General features: G+C 72.3%; 13 protein-coding genes. 8 read left to right on the top strand and 5 right to left on the bottom strand.

What is annotated here, in order from left to right; genetic code table 11:
• Positions 1-117: 117 nt before the first annotated feature.
• The 3 genes from ACH4RG_RS13490 to ACH4RG_RS13480 are packed head-to-tail and all read right to left on the bottom strand — an operon-like array spanning position 118 to position 3769.
• A complete protein-coding gene (locus ACH4RG_RS13490; RefSeq protein WP_398160846.1) occupies positions 118-1425 on the bottom strand; it encodes a M20/M25/M40 family metallo-hydrolase in 1308 nt (435 codons plus the stop codon).
• A complete protein-coding gene (locus ACH4RG_RS13485) occupies positions 1422-2816 on the bottom strand; it encodes a cytosine permease (RefSeq protein ID WP_397916573.1) in 1395 nt (464 codons plus the stop codon). Before ACH4RG_RS13485 ends, ACH4RG_RS13490 begins: the two co-directional genes overlap by 4 nt.
• Positions 2816-3769: a DUF1177 domain-containing protein gene (locus ACH4RG_RS13480; protein WP_397916572.1), complete on the bottom strand. Its 954-nt coding sequence runs from the start codon at positions 3767-3769 to the stop codon at positions 2816-2818. Before ACH4RG_RS13480 ends, ACH4RG_RS13485 begins: the two co-directional genes overlap by 1 nt.
• A 149-nt stretch (positions 3770-3918) precedes the next feature.
• On the opposite strand from ACH4RG_RS13480, the gene ACH4RG_RS13475 reads away from it, so the two are divergent.
• Positions 3919-4749, top strand: a complete 831-nt coding sequence (locus ACH4RG_RS13475; RefSeq protein ID WP_397916571.1) for an IclR family transcriptional regulator — start codon at positions 3919-3921, stop codon at positions 4747-4749.
• Positions 4750-4851: 102 nt separating this feature from the next.
• The gene (gene pepE / locus ACH4RG_RS13470) at positions 4852-5580 is read left to right on the top strand and encodes a dipeptidase PepE (RefSeq protein WP_397930276.1); all 729 of its coding nucleotides are present in this window, start codon (positions 4852-4854) and stop codon (positions 5578-5580) included.
• On the opposite strand, the gene ACH4RG_RS13465 is transcribed toward pepE, so the two are convergent.
• Entirely contained in the window at positions 5543-7084 is a 1542-nt protein-coding gene (locus ACH4RG_RS13465; RefSeq protein ID WP_398539515.1) for an MFS transporter, read from the bottom strand. The genes pepE and ACH4RG_RS13465 overlap by 38 nt on opposite strands.
• Before the next feature lie 176 nt (positions 7085-7260).
• Between ACH4RG_RS13465 and ACH4RG_RS13460 the strand changes: the two genes are divergently transcribed.
• Both ACH4RG_RS13460 and ACH4RG_RS13455 read left to right on the top strand, forming a co-directional pair.
• On the top strand, positions 7261-9519 hold the full coding sequence (locus ACH4RG_RS13460; RefSeq protein WP_398539514.1) for an acyl-CoA dehydrogenase: 2259 nt from the start codon (positions 7261-7263) through the stop codon (positions 9517-9519).
• A 53-nt stretch (positions 9520-9572) separates the two neighbouring features.
• Positions 9573-10766, top strand: a complete 1194-nt coding sequence (locus tag ACH4RG_RS13455) for a lipid-transfer protein (RefSeq protein ID WP_398539513.1) — start codon at positions 9573-9575, stop codon at positions 10764-10766.
• Positions 10767-10811: 45 nt separating this feature from the next.
• Here the strand turns inward: ACH4RG_RS13455 and ACH4RG_RS13450 are convergent, their stop codons facing one another.
• The gene (locus ACH4RG_RS13450) at positions 10812-12575 is read right to left on the bottom strand and encodes a BCCT family transporter (RefSeq protein WP_397916566.1); all 1764 of its coding nucleotides are present in this window, start codon (positions 12573-12575) and stop codon (positions 10812-10814) included.
• A gap of 129 nt (positions 12576-12704) precedes the next feature.
• On the opposite strand from ACH4RG_RS13450, the gene ACH4RG_RS13445 reads away from it, so the two are divergent.
• The 4 genes from ACH4RG_RS13445 (at position 12705) to ACH4RG_RS13430 (ending at position 17377) form a co-directional block, all read left to right on the top strand.
• A complete protein-coding gene (locus ACH4RG_RS13445; RefSeq protein WP_398160850.1) occupies positions 12705-14180 on the top strand; it encodes an MFS transporter in 1476 nt (491 codons plus the stop codon).
• A 202-nt stretch (positions 14181-14382) separates the two neighbouring features.
• A complete protein-coding gene (locus ACH4RG_RS13440) occupies positions 14383-15237 on the top strand; it encodes a MaoC/PaaZ C-terminal domain-containing protein (protein WP_397930291.1) in 855 nt (284 codons plus the stop codon).
• Positions 15238-15318: 81 nt separating this feature from the next.
• Positions 15319-16395, top strand: a complete 1077-nt coding sequence (locus ACH4RG_RS13435; RefSeq protein WP_397930294.1) for a Zn-dependent alcohol dehydrogenase — start codon at positions 15319-15321, stop codon at positions 16393-16395.
• A gap of 34 nt (positions 16396-16429) precedes the next feature.
• Positions 16430-17377, top strand: a complete 948-nt coding sequence (locus tag ACH4RG_RS13430) for a 3-oxoacyl-ACP reductase (RefSeq protein WP_398539512.1) — start codon at positions 16430-16432, stop codon at positions 17375-17377.
• Positions 17378-17691: the final 314 nt, after the last annotated feature.

The raw sequence follows: 17691 nt of genomic DNA, 5'->3' as shown, positions 1-17691 counted from the left end.
GGTGAGTGCGGAACGGCGCCCCATCGTGCCGTACGCCCCCGCCGAAGGGATCGGCGGGGGCGTACGGGGGGTGAGCCCGGGTCGGGGCGGGGCCCCCGGCGAACTGTGGCCCTGGGGTCAGCAGCTCTGCCAGAGACGGGTCATGACACGGACGCCGAAGCGCAGGCCCTCCAGCGGGACGCGCTCGTCCACGCCGTGGAAGAGGCGGCCGTAGTCCAGGTCGTGCGGGAGCTTCAGGCCCTTGAAGCCGAAGCAGCGGATGCCCAGGTGGGTGAAGGCCTTGGCGTCGGTGCCACCCGGGTTGCAGTACGGGACGGGGTGGCCGTCCGGGTCCTCGGCGCGGACGGCGTCGCACATCGCGTCGACCAGCGGGCCGTCGAACGTCGTCTCCATCGCGATGTCGTGGTTGACCCACTCACGGCTGACGGAGGGGAGCAGGAGCCGGTCGATCGTGTCGATCAGTTCCCGCTCGTGACCGGGGAGGAACCGGCCGTCGACGCGGGCGGTGGCCTTCCCGGGGATCACGTTGGTCTGGTAGCCGGCGGTGAACATGGTGGGGTTCGCCGAGTTGCGGAGCACCACCTGCATGAAGTCCGCGACCGGGCCGAGACGGGCGAGGCTCGCCTCGATGTCGTTCTCGTCGAACTCGACGCCGTAGAGCCGGGCGGCCTCCTCCAGCAGGGCGCGGACCGGTTCGATCAGCCGGATCGGGAAGGTCTCGCGGCCGATCCGGGTGAGGGACTCGGCGAGGTCGGTGACGGCGTTCTCGTCGTTGGGCGACGAGCCGTGGCCGGCCCGGCCGTTCGCGGTGAGCTCCATCCAGGCCATGCCGCGCTGGGCGTTCTCGATCGGGTACAGCCGGCGCGTGTCGTCGAGGGCGAAGGAGAAGCCGCCGCCCTCGCCGATCGCCTCGGTGACCCCGGAGAAGAGGTCCGGCCGGTGCTCGACGAGCCAGTGGGCGCCGAACTTTCCGCCCGCCTCCTCGTCGGCGAGAAAGGCGAGCACCACGTCGCGGGCCGGCCGCGTACCGGTGCGGGCGAAGTGCCGGGCGGTGGCCAGCATGACCGCCACCGTGTCCTTCATGTCGATCGCGCCGCGGCCCCAGAGGTAACCGTCGCGGATCTCGCCCGAGAACGGCGGCACCTGCCACTCGGCGGCGTCGGCCGGTACGACGTCCAGGTGGCCGTGGACCAGCAGGGCGCCCCGGGTGGGGTCGCTCCCGGCGATCCTGGCGATGACGCTGGCCCGGCCCGGGGCGGACTCGACCAGCTCGGACGCGATGCCCGCCTCGTCGAGGCGGTCCACCACCCAGTCGGCGGCGGCGCGCTCGTCGCTGGTCGGGTTGGAGGTGTCGAACCGGATCAGTGCGGCGCAGAGGTCGACGACCTCGGTCTGGGCCTGCTCGGAGGCGGGGGTGAGGCTCATGCTGCTCCTGCCGGAGTGGTCGCGCGGGCGGCGGGGGCGGGGCTGCCGCCGCCCTCGTCGTCCAGGGTGGAGGTGCCGTACGGCTTGACCCAGCCCAGCAGGCCGAGGGCGCAGTACAGCAGGAAGGCGGTGGCCAGCGAGTTGAGGGCCGGGATGCCGCCGTCGTAGAACTTGCCGACGCAGAACGCCACGACCCAGATGACCAGGGACATCGGCACCCAGGTGGGCGAGGTGAGCGGCAGGGTCTCCGCCTCCCGGGTGTCGTCCAGCGGCTTGCGCATCCGCTTCACGACCCAGTACTCGGCGACGATGATGCCGCCGATCGGCGGGATCATCACGCCCAGCAGGGAGAGGAACTCCGTGAAGTGGGTCATGATGCCGACCGCGGACAGGAGTGTGCCGGCGATGCCTAGGACGACGGTGACCACGCCGCGGTGCAGCCGCTTGCGGAAGACGACCTGGAAGAAGTTGACGACGCCGAGCGAGGAGCCGTACAGGTTCCAGTCGTTGATCTTCGCGGTGGACATCAGGACCACCATCACCCCGAAGGCGCCCGAGGTGGAGAGCACGATGTGGGAGACGTCGCTCGACTTCACCAGGTGGCCGAGCAGCACACCGACCATGCCGACGATGTACTCGGAGAGGATCATCGAGGAGGCGCTCTGCACGAAGACGTGCGAGCCCTTCTTGTTGTAGCGGGTCATCTCCGGGGAGACGATGGCACCGGTCATGTAGCCGCCCGCGATGGCGGTGGCGGCGACGGCCAGCGGGATCGCCTCGCCGGGCGGCGGCGAGCTGATCAGCTCACTGATCGAGTGGTCGTTGAGCGTCGTGACGATCGACCAGGCGACCATGCCGAAGAACAGTGGCGTGACGATCTTGGCGAAGAGGGCCATGTACCTGAAGCCGAAGATCACCAGGCCCGTGATGGCGACGCCCGCGATCACGCACCACATCCAGGACGGTCCGCCGACCAGCGCCGAGACGCTGTTGCCGAAGATGGTGTTCTGGACGCCGAACCAGCCGACCAGGCTGACCGCGATGACGAAGCTGACCAGAGCCGAACCGTTGCGGCCGAAGCCCGTCCAGCGGGTGAGCATCGGGGTCGCCAGACCCTCGCGCATACCGGCCAGACCGATCGCGAAGATCACGATCTCCAGGATCACCGCGCCGAGCGTGAAGGCGAGGAACGCGTCCCCGAAGGTCATGCCCACGCCGATGGTGGCGCCCAGGGTGAACTGGGAGATCGAGCCGGACTGGGCCAGCCACTGAAGGAGCATGGACCAGAAGCCGAAGCGCTTGTCGCGCGGGACCCGCGAGAGCGAGTAGTCGTCGCTGCCGATGCTCTTGGCTTCGGGGGCCGTGGCGCCGGCCTGCGGGGCGGATGCCATCAGGACTCCTGGGTGGTGCGGCCGAGGGTCTGGAGGTGAGCCAGCGACCCGTAGCGGTTGACGAGGTTGTCGAACTCCACCGTGTCGTGGAAGTCCAGCTGCCCGGCGCCGAAGCCCTTGGCGACCTCCACGGCGTAGCGGGCGGCGGACGCGATGTCGCTCTCGTGACTCGCGCCCGTCTGGCAGCCCGGTACCGCGGCGGCCGAGGTGACCGCGAGACCGACGACCGGAGCGGCGGTCGCGGTGGCGGGCTGGAGGATCGAATTGATGTGGTGTGCACCGTTACCGTACGGCGTGATGTCCTGGGTGGTCACCGGGTAGGTGACCAACGGCTCACCCGTCACCACGGCCAGCAGCTCGCCGAGCTGCTCGCTGACCCGGAGTACCCAGCCCTCCTTGACGGTGGGCGACAGGGCCAGGCCCTTGTGGTTGATGATCCGGTTGCCCTTGGTGGTGTCGATGGAGAGCACGGCCTCCATGTCGGCGGTCACCTCGTGCCGGTTCATCGTGGCGATGTCCACGGGCGAGCCCATGAACGGCACCGGGTCGTGCGGCTCGGTCGGCGCGTTCGGGCAGATGTGCGTGGCGACGATCACGTCGCCGGGCAGCACGTCGCCGCGACGGCGCATGTCGAGCAGCTTGGCCGCCGTGGCGATGGCGGCGGCCGCGCCGTCGGCGTCGGAGACCAGGCCGGTCACCTCGGGCCGGGCGCCGATACCGCCGAGCCGGCCCACCACACCGAGGGTGCGGGCGCTGCCGCCCGCCGTCCGGCCCTGGGAGCCGGGGATGCGGACGAGCACGAAGTCCGTCGAGCCCTGATCACCCGTGACGGTGGTGACCTGCGCGGACGAGCCCTCGGCCCCCGCTGCGGCGTCGAGGTACTCGACGACCGTCTTGCCATTGACCTGGGGATCGTCCAGCAGCTCGACGATGTCCAGTACGTACTTCAACATGGGGGCTCTTTCTCCTGATCCTGACACCCGCCCGGCGCTCGACGGGGGAGAGCGCGGGGCGGGGTGCTGAGGCAACATTCGGGATCGGATAGCGTTGAGCGCAACTGTTTCCCGCTATATGCAATTCTGGTCTGAATGGTGAGATGACGATGGCCGAATTCGATCTGGACCGGCGTACGCCCGCCGGGGCGCTGCAAACCGTCGACCGGGCGCTCCTGGTGCTGCTCGCCTTCGAGCGCACCCGGCCCGACTGGGGCGTCACCGAGGTCGCCGAGGAGTTCGGCTGGGACACCTCCGCCGCCCAGCGGCTGCTCGCCACCCTGGCGGGCCGGGGCTTCCTGGTCTCCGATCCGGTCACCCGCCGCTACCGCATCGGCCCCGCCGTGCTGCGGCTCGGCCGGCTCTGGGAGCGCTCGGGCTCGCTGGAGCTGCTGGCCGGTCCGGTCCTGGAGGAGCTGCGCCGGACCACCGGCGACACGGTCCTGTTCTGCCTTCCCGACAGCTTCCACATGCGCTGCGTGGCCGCCGAGGAGGGCGAGGCCGGGCCGCTGCGCTACTACCCGCTGGTCGGCGAGCTCTACCCGGCGCACGCGGGAGCGACCAGTAAGTCCTACTACGCCTATCTGCCCGACGACCAGCGCCACCGGCTCTTCCGGGGCCGCCCCATGGCACGCTTCACGGACCGCACCGTCACCGAACCGGACCTGCTGGAACGGGAGTTCATGAAGATCCGGGCCCAGGGCTACGCCTGGACGGTCGGCGAGTACGACACCGGGATCGCGACCGTCGCCGTACCGGTGTTCCTGGGGCGCGAGCCGTACGGAAGCCTCAGCCTCGGTGGCGGGGAGGACCGGTTCCGCGGGGCGCCCGAGGACCGGCTCGACGCGCTGCGCCACGCGGCCCAGTTGCTGGAGCAGCGCCTCACCCACCCGCCGCAGCGGCCGAAGCCCCGCGCCCGGCGGCCCCGCACCACCACCTGACCGATCCGTTCCACCCGACCGCCCCGCCCTGCCTGACCGACCCGCCCACCCGACCCGGCGCGCCTGACCGACCCGATGTGCCCGACGTACCCGAGGAACCCCGTGAATCTGCTGCTGCTCTCCAACTCCACCCAGTACGGCTGCGGTTACCTGGAACACGCCCTGGACACCGTCACCGCGTTCCTCCCCGCGAACGCGCGACTCGCCTTCGTCCCGTACGCGCTCGCCGATCACACCGCGTACACCGCCCGGGTCCGCGAGGCGCTGGAGCCGTCCGGCATCACCGTGCGCGGCGTCCACGAGAACCCCGACCCGGTCGCCGCACTCGCCGCTTCCGACGCGGTGTTCATCGGCGGCGGCAACTCCTTCCGGCTGCTCGCCGCTCTCTACCGCACCGGTCTGCGCGAGGCCGTCCGCGACGCGGTACGGGACGGGCTGCCCTACATGGGCGCGAGCGCGGGGACCAACATGGCCGCCCCGACCCTGCGCACGTCCAACGACATGCCCATCGTGCAGCCGCCGTCCTTCGAGACGCTGGGCCTGGTTCCGTTCCAGATCAACCCGCACTACCTGGACCCGGACCCGGCCAGCACCCACAAGGGCGAGACCCGCGAGGAGCGGCTCACCGAGTTCCTGGAGGAGAACGACGTACCCGTGCTCGGGCTGCGCGAGGGCTCCTGGCTCCGCGTCGACGGGGAGCGGGCCCACGTCCAGGGTGCCCGCCCCGCCCGGCTGTTCTCCCGCGCGGCCGGGCCTCAGGAACTCCTGCCGGGGTCCGACGTGTCCCGGCTGCTCACGACGGTGCCGCGGTTCGACGCCCCGGTGCGCTGACCGAGCCCGGCCCGGCGGCTCGTGCGGTCTGCGCGGCCCGCGCGTCGTCCGCGCTGCCCGCCAGGAGCACCGGGTGCGCGGAGGGGCGCTGGGAGGGCAGGAGCGCCGCCAGCACCAGGCCGATCAGCACCGCCCCCATGGCGATCAGGAACGAGATCCGGAAGCCCTCCATGGACGGCACCTGGACCGAGCCCGTCGTCACGGAGGTGTCGGCCAGCACCATGCCGATGACGGCGCTCGACACCGAGGTGCCGATGGACCGCATCAGGGTGTTGAGACCGTTGGCCGCGCCGGTCTCCGACGGGTCGACGGCCCCGATGATCAGGGCGGGCAGCGAGGAGTAGGCGAGGCCGATCCCGGCGCCGAGCACCACCGCGATCAGCACGGTCTGCCAGGCGGCGCTGAGCAGCCCGAGCCCGGCCCCGTAACCGACCGCGATGACCAGCATGCCGAGCATCAGCGTGGTCCTGGGGCCGCGGCGGGCCGAGATCCGGGCGTACAGCGGGGCGACGAACATCATCGTGACGCCGAGCGGAGCCACACAGAGCCCGGCGACGACCATGGACTGCCCGAGGCCGTAGCCGGTGGACGTGGGCAGCTGGAGCAGTTGCGGCAGGACCAGGGAGACCGCGTAGAAGGCGACCCCGACCATGATCGAGGCGAGGTTGGTGAGCAGCACCTCGCGGCGGGCGGTGGTGCGCAGGTCGACGAGCGGCGCGGGGATGCGCAGTTCGTACAGGCCCCACAGCACCAGCGTGGCGGCGGACGCGGCGAGCAGCCCGAGGGTCGGGGCCGAGGTCCACCCCCAGTCGCTGCCCTTGGTGACCGGCAGCAGGAGAAGGACCAGACCGAGCGAGAGCCCGAGGGCGCCGACGACGTCGAAGGTACCGGGCGCGCGCGGCGGCGGCTCGGGGACCAGCGCGTACGTGAGCGCCATCGCGAGCAGTCCGAGCCCGGCCGAGCCGAGGAACAGCGCGTGCCAGTCGGCGTGCTGGGCGACCAGTGCGGCGGCGGGCAGTGCGAGACCGCCGCCCACCCCGATCGACGAGCTCATCAGGGCCATCGCCGAGCCGAGCCTCTCGCGCGGCAGCTCGTCGCGCATGATGCCGATGCCGAGCGGGATGGCGCCCATGGCGAAGCCCTGGAGCGCGCGGCCGGTGATCATCACGACCAGGTCGTCGGTGAACGCGCAGATCAGCGAGCCGACCACCATGACGGCGAGGGAGAGGAGCAGCATCCGCCGCTTGCCGTACAGGTCCCCGAGCCGCCCCATGATCGGGGTCGAGACGGCGCCCGCGAGCAGGGTGGCGGTCATCACCCAGGTGGCGTTGGCCGGGTCGGTGCTCAGCAGGACCGGCAGGTCCTTGATGACCGGGACGAGCAGGGTCTGCATGACCGCGACGGTGATGCCCGCGAAGGCGAGGACGGGCACGATGGGGCCGGAGCGCGCTTGCCGCGGCCCGGAGAGCTCCCCGGTGTGCCGTATCTGTTTCGTCCGTCGCATACGTGGGGCCTCCGGGCAGCGTCCATCACCCGGGCTCCCCCCAAGTGCGTGCATCGTGAACGCTTCCCGGCCGTGCCCTATTCCGGTCCGGATCCAGGGGTCTCCTGACCTTCCGTCGGATTGAAACGTGTTCTACTCTTGCGCCGTTCCAACGGCCCCGACCGGCGAGGACCCGCATGGGCATCGGCAAAGGCACAGGCGCAGGCACACGCATCGGCACCGGCATCGGGATCACCGAGGAGCACCGCGCGCTGGCGCACTCCGTACGGGCCTGGCTGGCCCGCGCCGCGCCCCCCGGCGACGTACGCGAACTCCTCGACACGGAGAGCCCGGCCGTCCCCGGCGTACGCCCGGCCCACTGGGAGGCGCTCGCGGCGCAGGGGCTCACCGGCATCCATCTGCCCGAGGCGTACGGAGGTGGCGGCGGGGGCCTCCTCGACCTCGCCGTCGTCCTGGAGGAGGCCGCGTACGCCTCGCTGCCCGGCCCCTACCTCGCGACCGCGCTCACCTCCGCCGTGCTGCGCCACGCGGTGGCCGCCGGGGCCGAGGAGCTGGGCGGACCGCTCCGGGAGCTCGCCGCGGGGGACCGCACCGCCGCCCTCGCCCTCGCGCCCGGCACCCTCGCCGCCACCCCCGCCGAAGGCGGCCACCGGCTCGACGGCACCGCCCCGCCCGTCCTGACCGCCGGGGCGGCCGACCTGCTCCTGCTGCCCGCCGCCACGCCCGACGGCCGGCGCTGGTTCCTCGTGGACGCCGGGGCCGAGGGTCTCGCCGTGCGCCCGCACCGCAGCGCCGACCCGACCCGGCCCACCGCCGAAGTGCGCGCCGACGCCGTGCCCGTACCGGCGCACCGGGTGCTGCCCCTGGACTCCGCGCTCGTCCGCGACCTGGCCGCCGTCCTCCTCGCCGCCGACGCCTGCGGGAGTGCCGCCCGGAGCCTGGACACCGCCGTCGCGCACGCCTCCGTACGCGAGCAGTTCGGACGGCCCATCGGGGCGTTCCAGGCCGTCAAACACCTCTGCGCCGACATGCTCGTCCGCCTCGAACAGGCCCGCGCCCTCACCTGGGACGCGGCCCGCGCCGCCGACGAATCCGCCCGGCCCGATGGCACGGGGCCCGGGGCGCGAGGGCTCACCGCCGCGCTCGCCGCCGCCACCGCACCGGAGGCCGCGTACACCTGCGCCAAGGACGCCATCCAGATCCTCGGCGGCATCGGCTTCACCTGGGAGCACGACGCCCACCTCCAGCTGCGCCGGGCCGTCCTCGCCCGCCAGCTCCTCGGCACCGCCGACCCGCACCGGCTGCGCGCCGCCCGCCTGGCCGAGGCCGGAGCCCGCCGCGAACTCGCCCTGGAACTCCCCGCCGAGGCCACCGGCCACCGCGCCGAAGCCCGCCCCCACCTCGCCGCCGCCCGGGGCCTGACACCGGCCGGGGCCCGCCGCGCCCTCGCCGGCACCGGCTACGCTGCCCCGCACCTTCCCGCCCCGTACGGACTGGGCGCCGGACCCGTACAGCAACTGGCGATCCAGCAGGAGTCGAGGGAACAGGGCATCCGCGTCAGCGACCTGTCCATCGCCACCTGGGTGGTGCCGTCCCTCATCGCGTACGGGACCGAGGAACAGCGGGAGCGCTATCTGCCGGCCACCCTGCGCGGCGACCTCCAGTGGTGCCAGCTCTTCTCGGAACCCGATGCCGGATCCGACCTCGCCGCGCTGCGCACCCGCGCGGTACGCACCGAAGAGGGGTGGCGGATCACCGGGCAGAAGGTCTGGACGAGCGCCGCCCGCACCGCCGACCACGGCATCCTGCTGGCCCGAACCGACCCGGACGCCCCCAAGCACCGCGGACTCACCTACTTCCTGGTCGACATGAAGAACGCCGAAGGCATCGACATCCGCCCGCTCAAGGAGATCACCGGCGAGGCCCTCTTCAACGAGGTGTACTTCGACGACGTCCTGCTGCCCGCCGACGCCGTCGTCGGCGAGGTCGGCGGCGGCTGGCGGGTCGCCCGCGACACTCTGGGCAACGAACGCGTCCACATGGCCGACCAGATGACCTTCGACAGCGGACTGGAAGCCCTGATCGCCCGCTCGGCCGGGCTGGACGGGGCCACCCGCACCCGGATCGGCGCGCTCGCCGCCGAGGCCCACGCGCTCGCCTGCGTCCAGCTGCGCACCACGCTCCAGCAGGTCTCCGGCCGCGGACCGGGCGCCGGGGCCTCGGTCCGCAAACTCGTCCAGACCCTCCACCAGCAGAAGGTCGCCGAACTCACCCTCGAACTCCTCGGCCCGGACGGCGCGGTGGACGAACCGGCGGCGGGGGAGCGGGCCCTCCACGGCTTCCTGATGTCGCGCTGCCTGACCATCGCGGGCGGCACCACCCAGATCCAGCTCAACGTCGTCGCCGAACGGATCCTCGGCCTCCCCAGGGACTGACCGCGCACGGCGTCCCCCCGGACCCACCGCACCGGACAAGAAGGAGCCGCACCATGAAGGCCTGCATCGTCGGCGTCGGCATGACGAGGTTCGAGAAGCCCGAGACCCGCGACTGGCAGTACTGGGACATGGTCCGCGAGGCGGGCACCGCAGCCCTCGACGACGCGGGCGTCCGCTACGACCAGGTCGAACAGGTCCCCGTCGGCTACTGCTTCCAGGCCTCCACCGCCGGACAGCGGGCCGTCTACGAACTGGGCCTGACCGGCGTCCCCGTCTACAACGTCAACAACAACTGCGCCACCGGCTCCACCGCCCTGATGATGGCCCGGCAGTTCGTCGAGGGCGGCGGCAGCGACTGCGTCCTCGCCGTCGGCTTCGAGAAGATGGCCCGCGGCTCGCTGGGCGGCGGCGCGGACGCCGGCGGCGACTTCGCGGCCTCGCCCGTCGCCCGTCACTACGGGATCATGGCCGCCGCCCACGGCTTCGAGATGTCCCCGCCCACCGCCCAGATCTTCGGCAACGCGGCCCGCGAGCACATGGAGCGCTACGGGACGACGCCCGCGCAGCTCGCCGCGGTCGGGGCCAAGAACCACCGGCACTCGGTCAACAACCCGTACGCCCAGTTCCAGGACCCGTACACGGTCGAGGAGGTCCTCGCCGCCCGCACCGTCCACCGCCCCCTCACCAGACTCCAGTGCTCGCCCACCTCCGACGGGGCGGCGGCGGCCGTCGTCGTCTCCGAGCGGTTCGTCGAACGGCACGGACTGGGGGAGCGGGCGGTGGAGATCGCCGCCCAGGCCATGACCACCGACACCGAGGCATCCTTCGCCTCCGGCAGCTGCATCGACGCGGTCGGAGCCCCGATGTCCCGGGCCGCCGCCCAGCAGGTCTACACGGCCTCCGGCCTCGGCCCGGACGATCTCGACGTCATCGAGCTGCACGACTGCTTCTCCGTCAACGAACTCCTCACCTACGAGGCGCTCGGCCTGTGCGGCGAGGGGGAGTCCGGCACGCTCGTCGAGTCCGGGGCGACGACGTACGGCGGGCGGTGGGTGGTGAACCCGTCCGGCGGGCTGATCTCCAAGGGCCACCCGCTGGGCGCCACCGGCATCGCCCAGGCCGCCGAGTTGACCTGGCAACTGCGCGGCGAGGCCGGCGCCCGCCAGGTGCCCGGCGCACGGACCGCCCTCGCCCACAACATCGGCCTCGGCGGAGCGGCGGTGGTCACGCTGTTGCGGCGCTGCTGAGGTTCCCCGGCCCGGGGGGCGGCCCCCCGGCCCCGGGGCCGCTCGTCAGCTCTCCCGCCCGGAGGTCCCGCCCGCCTGGCGGCCCTCCCCGTCCCGGTCGTCCTCGGCGTTCGTCGTGCGGGCCGAGGCCGCGCGCCGCAGATGGCGGTGGCGGGACCCCGGTTGGTTGCTCAGCTCCTCGCCGACCATGACCCGTACCGCGTCGCGCATACCGTGCAGACCCTCGCTGCGCTTGGGGCCGCCGGCCGGGTCGGCGCGCAGCTCCCGCAGGAGGGACCAGCACAGGAAGAGCATCACCACGACGAAGGGCAGGGCCACCAGGATCGTCGCGCTCTGGAGGGACTCCAGCCCGCCGGCCACCAACAGCGCCGCCGCGACCGACGCCATGAGGAGTCCCCAGGTGACGACGAGCCAGCGCCGCGGGTGCAGGGCTCCCCTGCTGGTCAGCGAACCCATGACCAGGGAGGCGGAGTCCGCGCTGGTGACGAAGTACATCATGATCAGGATCATCGCGGCCCACGACGTCAGCGTGCCGACCGGCAGGGCGTCGAGCATCGCGAACAGGGTCGCCTCCGTCCCCTCCTTCGCCTTCTCGGCCATGTCGACGACGCCTGTCTCGGCGAGGCGGATACCGGTCCCGCCGAGCACCACGAACCACAGGGCGGTCGCCCCGCTCGGTACGAGCAGAACGGCGAGGAGGAACTCGCGGATCGTGCGGCCCTTGGAGATGCGCGCGATGAAGGTACCGACGAAGGGCGCCCAGGAAAGCCACCAGGCCCAGTAGAAGATCGTCCAGGTGCCCAGCCAGCTCTGGCCGCCGAAGGCGCCGGTGCGCGAGGCCATGGGGAGGAGGTCGTTCAGGTAGCCGCCGACCGAGGACGGCAGCACGTCCAGGAGGTAGACGGTCGGGCCCGTGACGAACACGAAGACCATGAGGGCCGCGGCGATGACGAGGTTGATCGAGCTGAGCCATTTCACCCCGCCGTGCAACCCGGTGAAGGCGGAGACCACGAAGGCCGCGCCGAGCACGGCGATGACCGTCAGCTCGACGCCGGTGCCCTGTTCGAGACCTGCCGTCAGATCGAGTCCGATGGCGATCTGGAGGGCGCCCAGTCCCAGACTCGTCGCGGTGCCGAAGACCGTGGCGAAGACGGCGAGCAGGTCCAGGACCTTGCCGAGGACGCCGTTCGCCCTGCGTTCGCCGACGAGGGGCACGAACACGGAGCTCAACCGGTTGCCCCGGCCCATGCGGAAGCTCGCGTAGCCCAGTGCCAGGCCCACGATGCCGTAGATCGCCCACGGAGTCAGGGTCCAGTGGAAGAAGGAGTACTCCATCGCGGCGCTCGCGGCGCCCGCCGTCTGCGGCTCGGCCCCGCTGGAGGGCGGCGGGCTCAGATAGTGCGCGACGGGCTCCCCGACGCCGTAGAAGATCAGCCCGATGCCCATGCCCGCGCTGAACATCATCGCGATCCACGAGAAGTTCGAGAACTCCGGCGGGGAGTCGTCCCTGCTGAGCCGGATCCGGCCGAAACGGCTGAAGGCGATGATGAGGCACAGCACCAGGAAGACGTCGGCGGCGATGACGAAGAGCCACGCGAAGTTGTCGAGCACCCAGGGGAGGGCCGCGTCCGAAGCGCTCTGGAAGGTGTCCTTGCCGAGGGCCGCCCACAGGACGATCCCGACGACGCCCAGCACTCCGATCGTCACCACCACCCGGTCCGGCGAGGAGTCCGTCCCCGGGCCCGCACCGGAATCCGCGGGGCCGGAGGGAGACCGGCCGGGGGACACGTCAGCGTTCTCCGTACTCATAACCCACCACTATGAGGGTCGTATGCGGCGATATGGGGGATGTGCCACCATGGCGATCGGTGTCCGGCGGTCGGCGGCCCGGATGTGGCTCCCGATACCTGATGTACGGGCCACCTGTCGCCTGCGACCATGACGTTCATGCCTGACGTCTCCGCCCCCGCCTCCGCCCCGTCGATCACCTCCCGAATACGTCCGAGCACCTGGGCCGTCGTGCTCGCCGCCTGCACCGGCCAGTTCCTCGTCGTCCTCGACGTCTCCGTCGTCAACGTGGCCCTGCCCTCCATGCGGGCCGACCTGGGGCTGAGCGCGGCGGGCCTCCAGTGGGTCGTCAACGCCTACTCGATCGCGTTCGCCGGGTTCATGCTCCTGGGCGGACGGGCCGCCGACATCTACGGGCGCAAGCTGATGTTCCTCGTCGGACTCGGCGTCTTCACCGCCGCCTCGCTCGCGGGCGGCCTCGCCCAGGAGGGCTGGCAGCTCCTCGCCGCCCGTGCCGCACAGGGCCTCGGGGCCGCCGTCCTGGCTCCCGCCACCCTCACCATCCTCACCGCGGCGGTGCCCGAAGGGCCGGCCCGGACGAAGGCGATCGGTACGTGGATGGCGGTCGGCGCCGGCGGCGGCGCGGCGGGCGGGCTCATCGGCGGGATCCTCACCGACGCCCTCTCCTGGCGCTGGGTCCTCCTGATCAACGTGCCCGTCGGCGGACTCGTCCTGGTCGCCGCCGCCCTGCGGATCACCGAGGGCCGCGCGGGCGACCGCCGCCGCATCGACTTCCTGGGGGCGGTCCTCGTCACCGCGGGCCTCGCCGCCGTCGCGTACGGCATCGTCCAGACCGAGGTCGAGGGCTGGACGGCCGCCGCCACCCTGGTGCCGCTGCTCTCCGGGGCCGTGCTCCTGGCCGCCTTCGTGCTGGTCGAGGCGCGGACCGCCGTCCCGCTGATCCCGCTGCGCGTGTTCTCCGTACGGGCGGTGTCCTCGGCCAACGTGTCGATGCTGCTCATGGGATCGGCCACGTTCTCCATGTGGTACTTCATGACCGTGTACGCCCAGAACGTCCTGGGCTACACGCCGTTGCAGGCCGGTCTCGCGCTGGTGCCGACCTCGGCCGCCGTCATCATCGGCTCCAAGCTGGCCCCCCGCCTCATGGTGCGCGCCGGGGCGAAGAGCCTCGCCGTCGCCGGGGTCCTGATCACCGCCGCGGGTTTCGGCTGGCAGTCCACGATGGGTGTGGAGGGCTCCTACCTCACCACGATCTGTCTGCCCGGCGTCCTGATGATGGCCGGCGCGGGTCTCGCCTCCACCCCGCTCGCCACCCTCGCCACCTCCGGTGCGGAGCCGGGGGACGCCGGACTCGTCTCCGGCCTGGTCAACACCTCGCGCACCATGGGCGGCGCGCTGGGCCTCTCGGTGCTCTCCACGGTCGCCGCCGCGCGCACCGCGGGTTCCGGTGACGCGGCCGAGGTCGCCGCCGGATACGCGCTGGCCTTCCGCACCGCGACCGGGGTCCTGCTGGCCGGGGTGGTCGTGATGCTGATCTGGCTGCCGAACCACCGCAGGCCCCGCCCGCCGGCGGACCTTCCGGTCGAGGCCCCGACCGCGGGGTGACCCGGACCCCATCCATGGATCTGACGAGACGTCAGCAGTCTTCCCAACTTTCCTGGCCTGCGTTATACATGGGCCATCGGCTAGAACGCGTTCTAGAAGGGCGTGCCCTGCCGGTCACCGCACGACCTCGGTGCGGCCGGCGGTGCGGACGGCCGTGCCGAGGTCTTCCCAGCGACCAGGACCATCAAGGAGCTGCTCCGTCATGCCCATTGATGCCCGGGCGGCACTCGCCGCCGAACCCCGCCGAGCCGAGATCGGCTGGGACCACAAGGACGTCCAGCTCTACCACCTCGGTCTCGGCGCGGGCAGCCCCGCCACCGACCCCGACGAACTGCGCTACACCCTGGAGTCCCGGCTCCAGGTGCTGCCGAGCTTCGCCACCGTCGCGGGCGCCGGCACGGCCGCATTCGGCGGCATGGGGGCGCAGGGGATCGACGTGGACCTCGCCGCGGTCCTGCACGGCGGACAGTCGTTGCGCGTCCACCGCCCGATCCCGGTGACCGGCAGCGCCGTGCAGACCTCGAAGGTCGCGGCGGTGTACGACAAGGGCAAGGCCGCCGTCATCGTGCTGCGTACCGAGGCGAGCGACGGCGACGGGCCGCTGTGGACCAACGACGCCCAGATCTTCGTACGCGGGGAGGGCGGCTTCGGCGGCGAACGCGGCCCCTCCGACCGCCTCGCCCCGCCGGAGCGGACCCCCGACCGCACGGTGGAGCGGGCCGTCCGCGAGGACCAGGCACTGCTCTACCGTCTCTCGGGGGACTGGAACCCGCTGCACGCCGACCCCGCCTTCGCGAAGCTCGCCGGCTTCGACCGGCCGATCCTGCACGGACTGTGCACGTACGGCATGACGCTGAAGGCGGTCACCGACACCCTGCTGGACGGCGACGTCTCCCGGATCACCGCCTACCGCACCCGTTTCGCCGGCGTCGTCTTCCCCGGCGAGACCCTCCGGATCCGGATGTGGGCCGGGGCCGGCCGCGTCCGGGTGACGGTCGCCGCCGCCGAGCGGGACGACGCGCCGGTCCTCGCCGACACGGTCGTCGAACACTCCTGACGATGGACAAGCCTGCTGTCGAACACGCCTGAGCACAGCAGAACCCTGATGTAGATGACGATGTGAGGGGAGCCGTAACCCATGCGCGCAGCCGTACTGCACGAGACAGGCCAGGAGAAGCTCGAAGTCCTCGACGACGTCGAGGCGGTGGGCTTTGGCCCGGGAAAGGTCAAGCTCCGCGTCCGCGCCACCGGCCTCTGCCACTCGGACGTCTCCGCGATGAGCGGCGTCCTCCCGCAGCCCGCCCCCTTCATCCCCGGCCACGAGGGCGCCGGCGAGGTCGTCGACGTCGGCGACGGGGTGGCCGGGCTGAGCGCCGGCGACCGGGTCCTCGTCTGCTGGCTGCCCGCCTGCGGGGAGTGCCCGTCCTGCAAGCGCGGCCAGACCCAGCTGTGCCTCGCCGGTTTCATGAACGCGGGCACCCCGAACTTCAGGCGCCCCGGCGGCGACGTCTTCGGCTTCGCGGGCACCGGCACCTTCACCGAGGAGGTCGTCGTCGGCGCGGGCTCCGCCGTGCCGATCCCCGACGACGTACCGTTCGAGATCGCCGCACTGATCGGCTGCGGGGTCACCACCGGCCTCGGCGCGGCCATCAACACGGCGAAGGTGGAGGCCGGTTCCTCGGTCGCCGTGATCGGCTGCGGCGGCGTCGGCATCTCCACGATCCAGGGCGCGCGGGTCCAGGGCGCGGCGCAGATCATCGCCGTCGACCCGGTCGCCTCCCGCCGCGAGGCCGCCCTCCGCTTCGGCGCGACGGAGGCCGTCGCCCCCGACGGGCTGGCCGACGCCAAGCAGCGGATCACCGGCGGCGAGGGCTTCGACTACGTCTTCGAGGTCGTCGGCAAGTCCGCCACCGCCCGCACCGCCTACGAGAACACCCGCCGCGGCGGCACCCTGTGCGTCGTCGGGGCCGGAGCCATGGACGACAGCTTCCAGGTCAACATGTTCGAGCTGTTCTTCGACGAGAAGCGCATCCTGCCCTCCCTGTACGGCGGCGGGGACGTCCTGCGCTCCTTCGACCGGGCCATCGCGCTCTGGCGGGCGGGCCGCATCGACCTGGAGTCGATGATCACCCACCGGGTCCGGCTGGACGGCGTCAACGACGCCCTGGACCAGATGCGCACGGGCGAGTCGCTGCGTACCTGCATAGAGCTCTGAACCCGGCGCCCGGCCAACGACGTTGAGGACTCCCATGTCACTTCCCCTTCCGCTGGACGGACTGTCCGCGATCGTCACCGGCGCGGGCCGCGGCCTCGGCCGGGCCGACGCCCTGGAACTGGCCCGCCTGGGCGCGGCCGTCGTCGTCAACGACTACGGGCAGCCCGGCCGCGACGGCTCCGGCGAGGCGTCCGCCGCCCCCGCCGAGGAGGTCGCCGCCGAGATCCGCGCCGCCGGCGGGCAGGCCACAGCCCACCTCGGCGACGTCTCCGACCACGAACAGGCCCGCGCGCTCGTCGCGTTGGCGACCGACACCTACGGCCGGCTCGACATCCTGGTCAACAACGCGGGCATCCTGCGCGACCGGATGGTCTTCTCGATGACCGAGGAGGAATGGGACTCGGTGGTCCGCGTCCACCTCAAGGGCCACTTCAACACCACGCGCTTCGCCGCCGCCCACTGGCGCGCCCGCTCCAAGGAGACGGGCGGACCGGTCTACGGGCGGATCGTCAACACCTCCTCGGAGGCGTTCCTCGCGGGCTCGGCGGGCCAGCCCAACTACGCCGCCGCCAAGGGCGGCATCGTCGGCCTCACCACCTCCACCGCGCTCGCCCTCGCCAAGTACGGCGTCACCGCCAACGCCATCTGCCCGCGCGCCCGCACCCGGATGACCGAGGACGTGTTCGCGGGGTTCCAGGAACCGGCGGACGGCGCCCTCGACCCCCTGGCGCCCGAGCACGTGTCCCCGCTCGTCGGCTATCTCGCCTCACCGGCGGCGGCCGGGGTCAACGGGCAACTGCTCGTCGTGCACGGGGGGATGGTCGCCGTCGTGGAACGGCCGCGGGTGGCCGCCCGGTTCGACGCGGTGAAGGAGACCTTCACCTTCGCGGAGCTGGACGGGCTGCTCACCCCGTATTACGCGGACCGGCCCCCGAACGAGACCTTCGCCGCCGCCGAAGTCCTCGGCCTGAAGCGGCGGTAGCAGGGGAGGGCGGCACACGGAAGGGCCCGGCCGGCCGCCGGACGCTGTTGGTGTCAACAGCGTCGGCCATCCGCCGGTCCGGGCCCTCCCGTCGTGCTGAGACGCGCCTGCCGAGCGGCTCTCAGGCCGCCCTGGACTCCTCGTCGGCGGGCCGACGGTGGCGGCCGTGCGGCTGTGCCGACGTGTTCTCCGCCGACGCACCCCCTCGGTGCCTTCCGGACCCGCCGGTTCCGGCCCCCTGGCCCGCCCCCGTCGGGCGCTGCTGGTTCGTGTCGATCCGTGCTTCGGACATGTGGGAAGTCACCCCGTTGTGA

The organism is Streptomyces sp. NPDC021019 (assembly GCF_044333295.1).
GTDB lineage: Bacteria > Actinomycetota > Actinomycetes > Streptomycetales > Streptomycetaceae > Streptomyces.
Note: the sequence above shows the minus strand (reverse complement) of the source record. Positions and strands in the feature narration are given on the sequence as shown.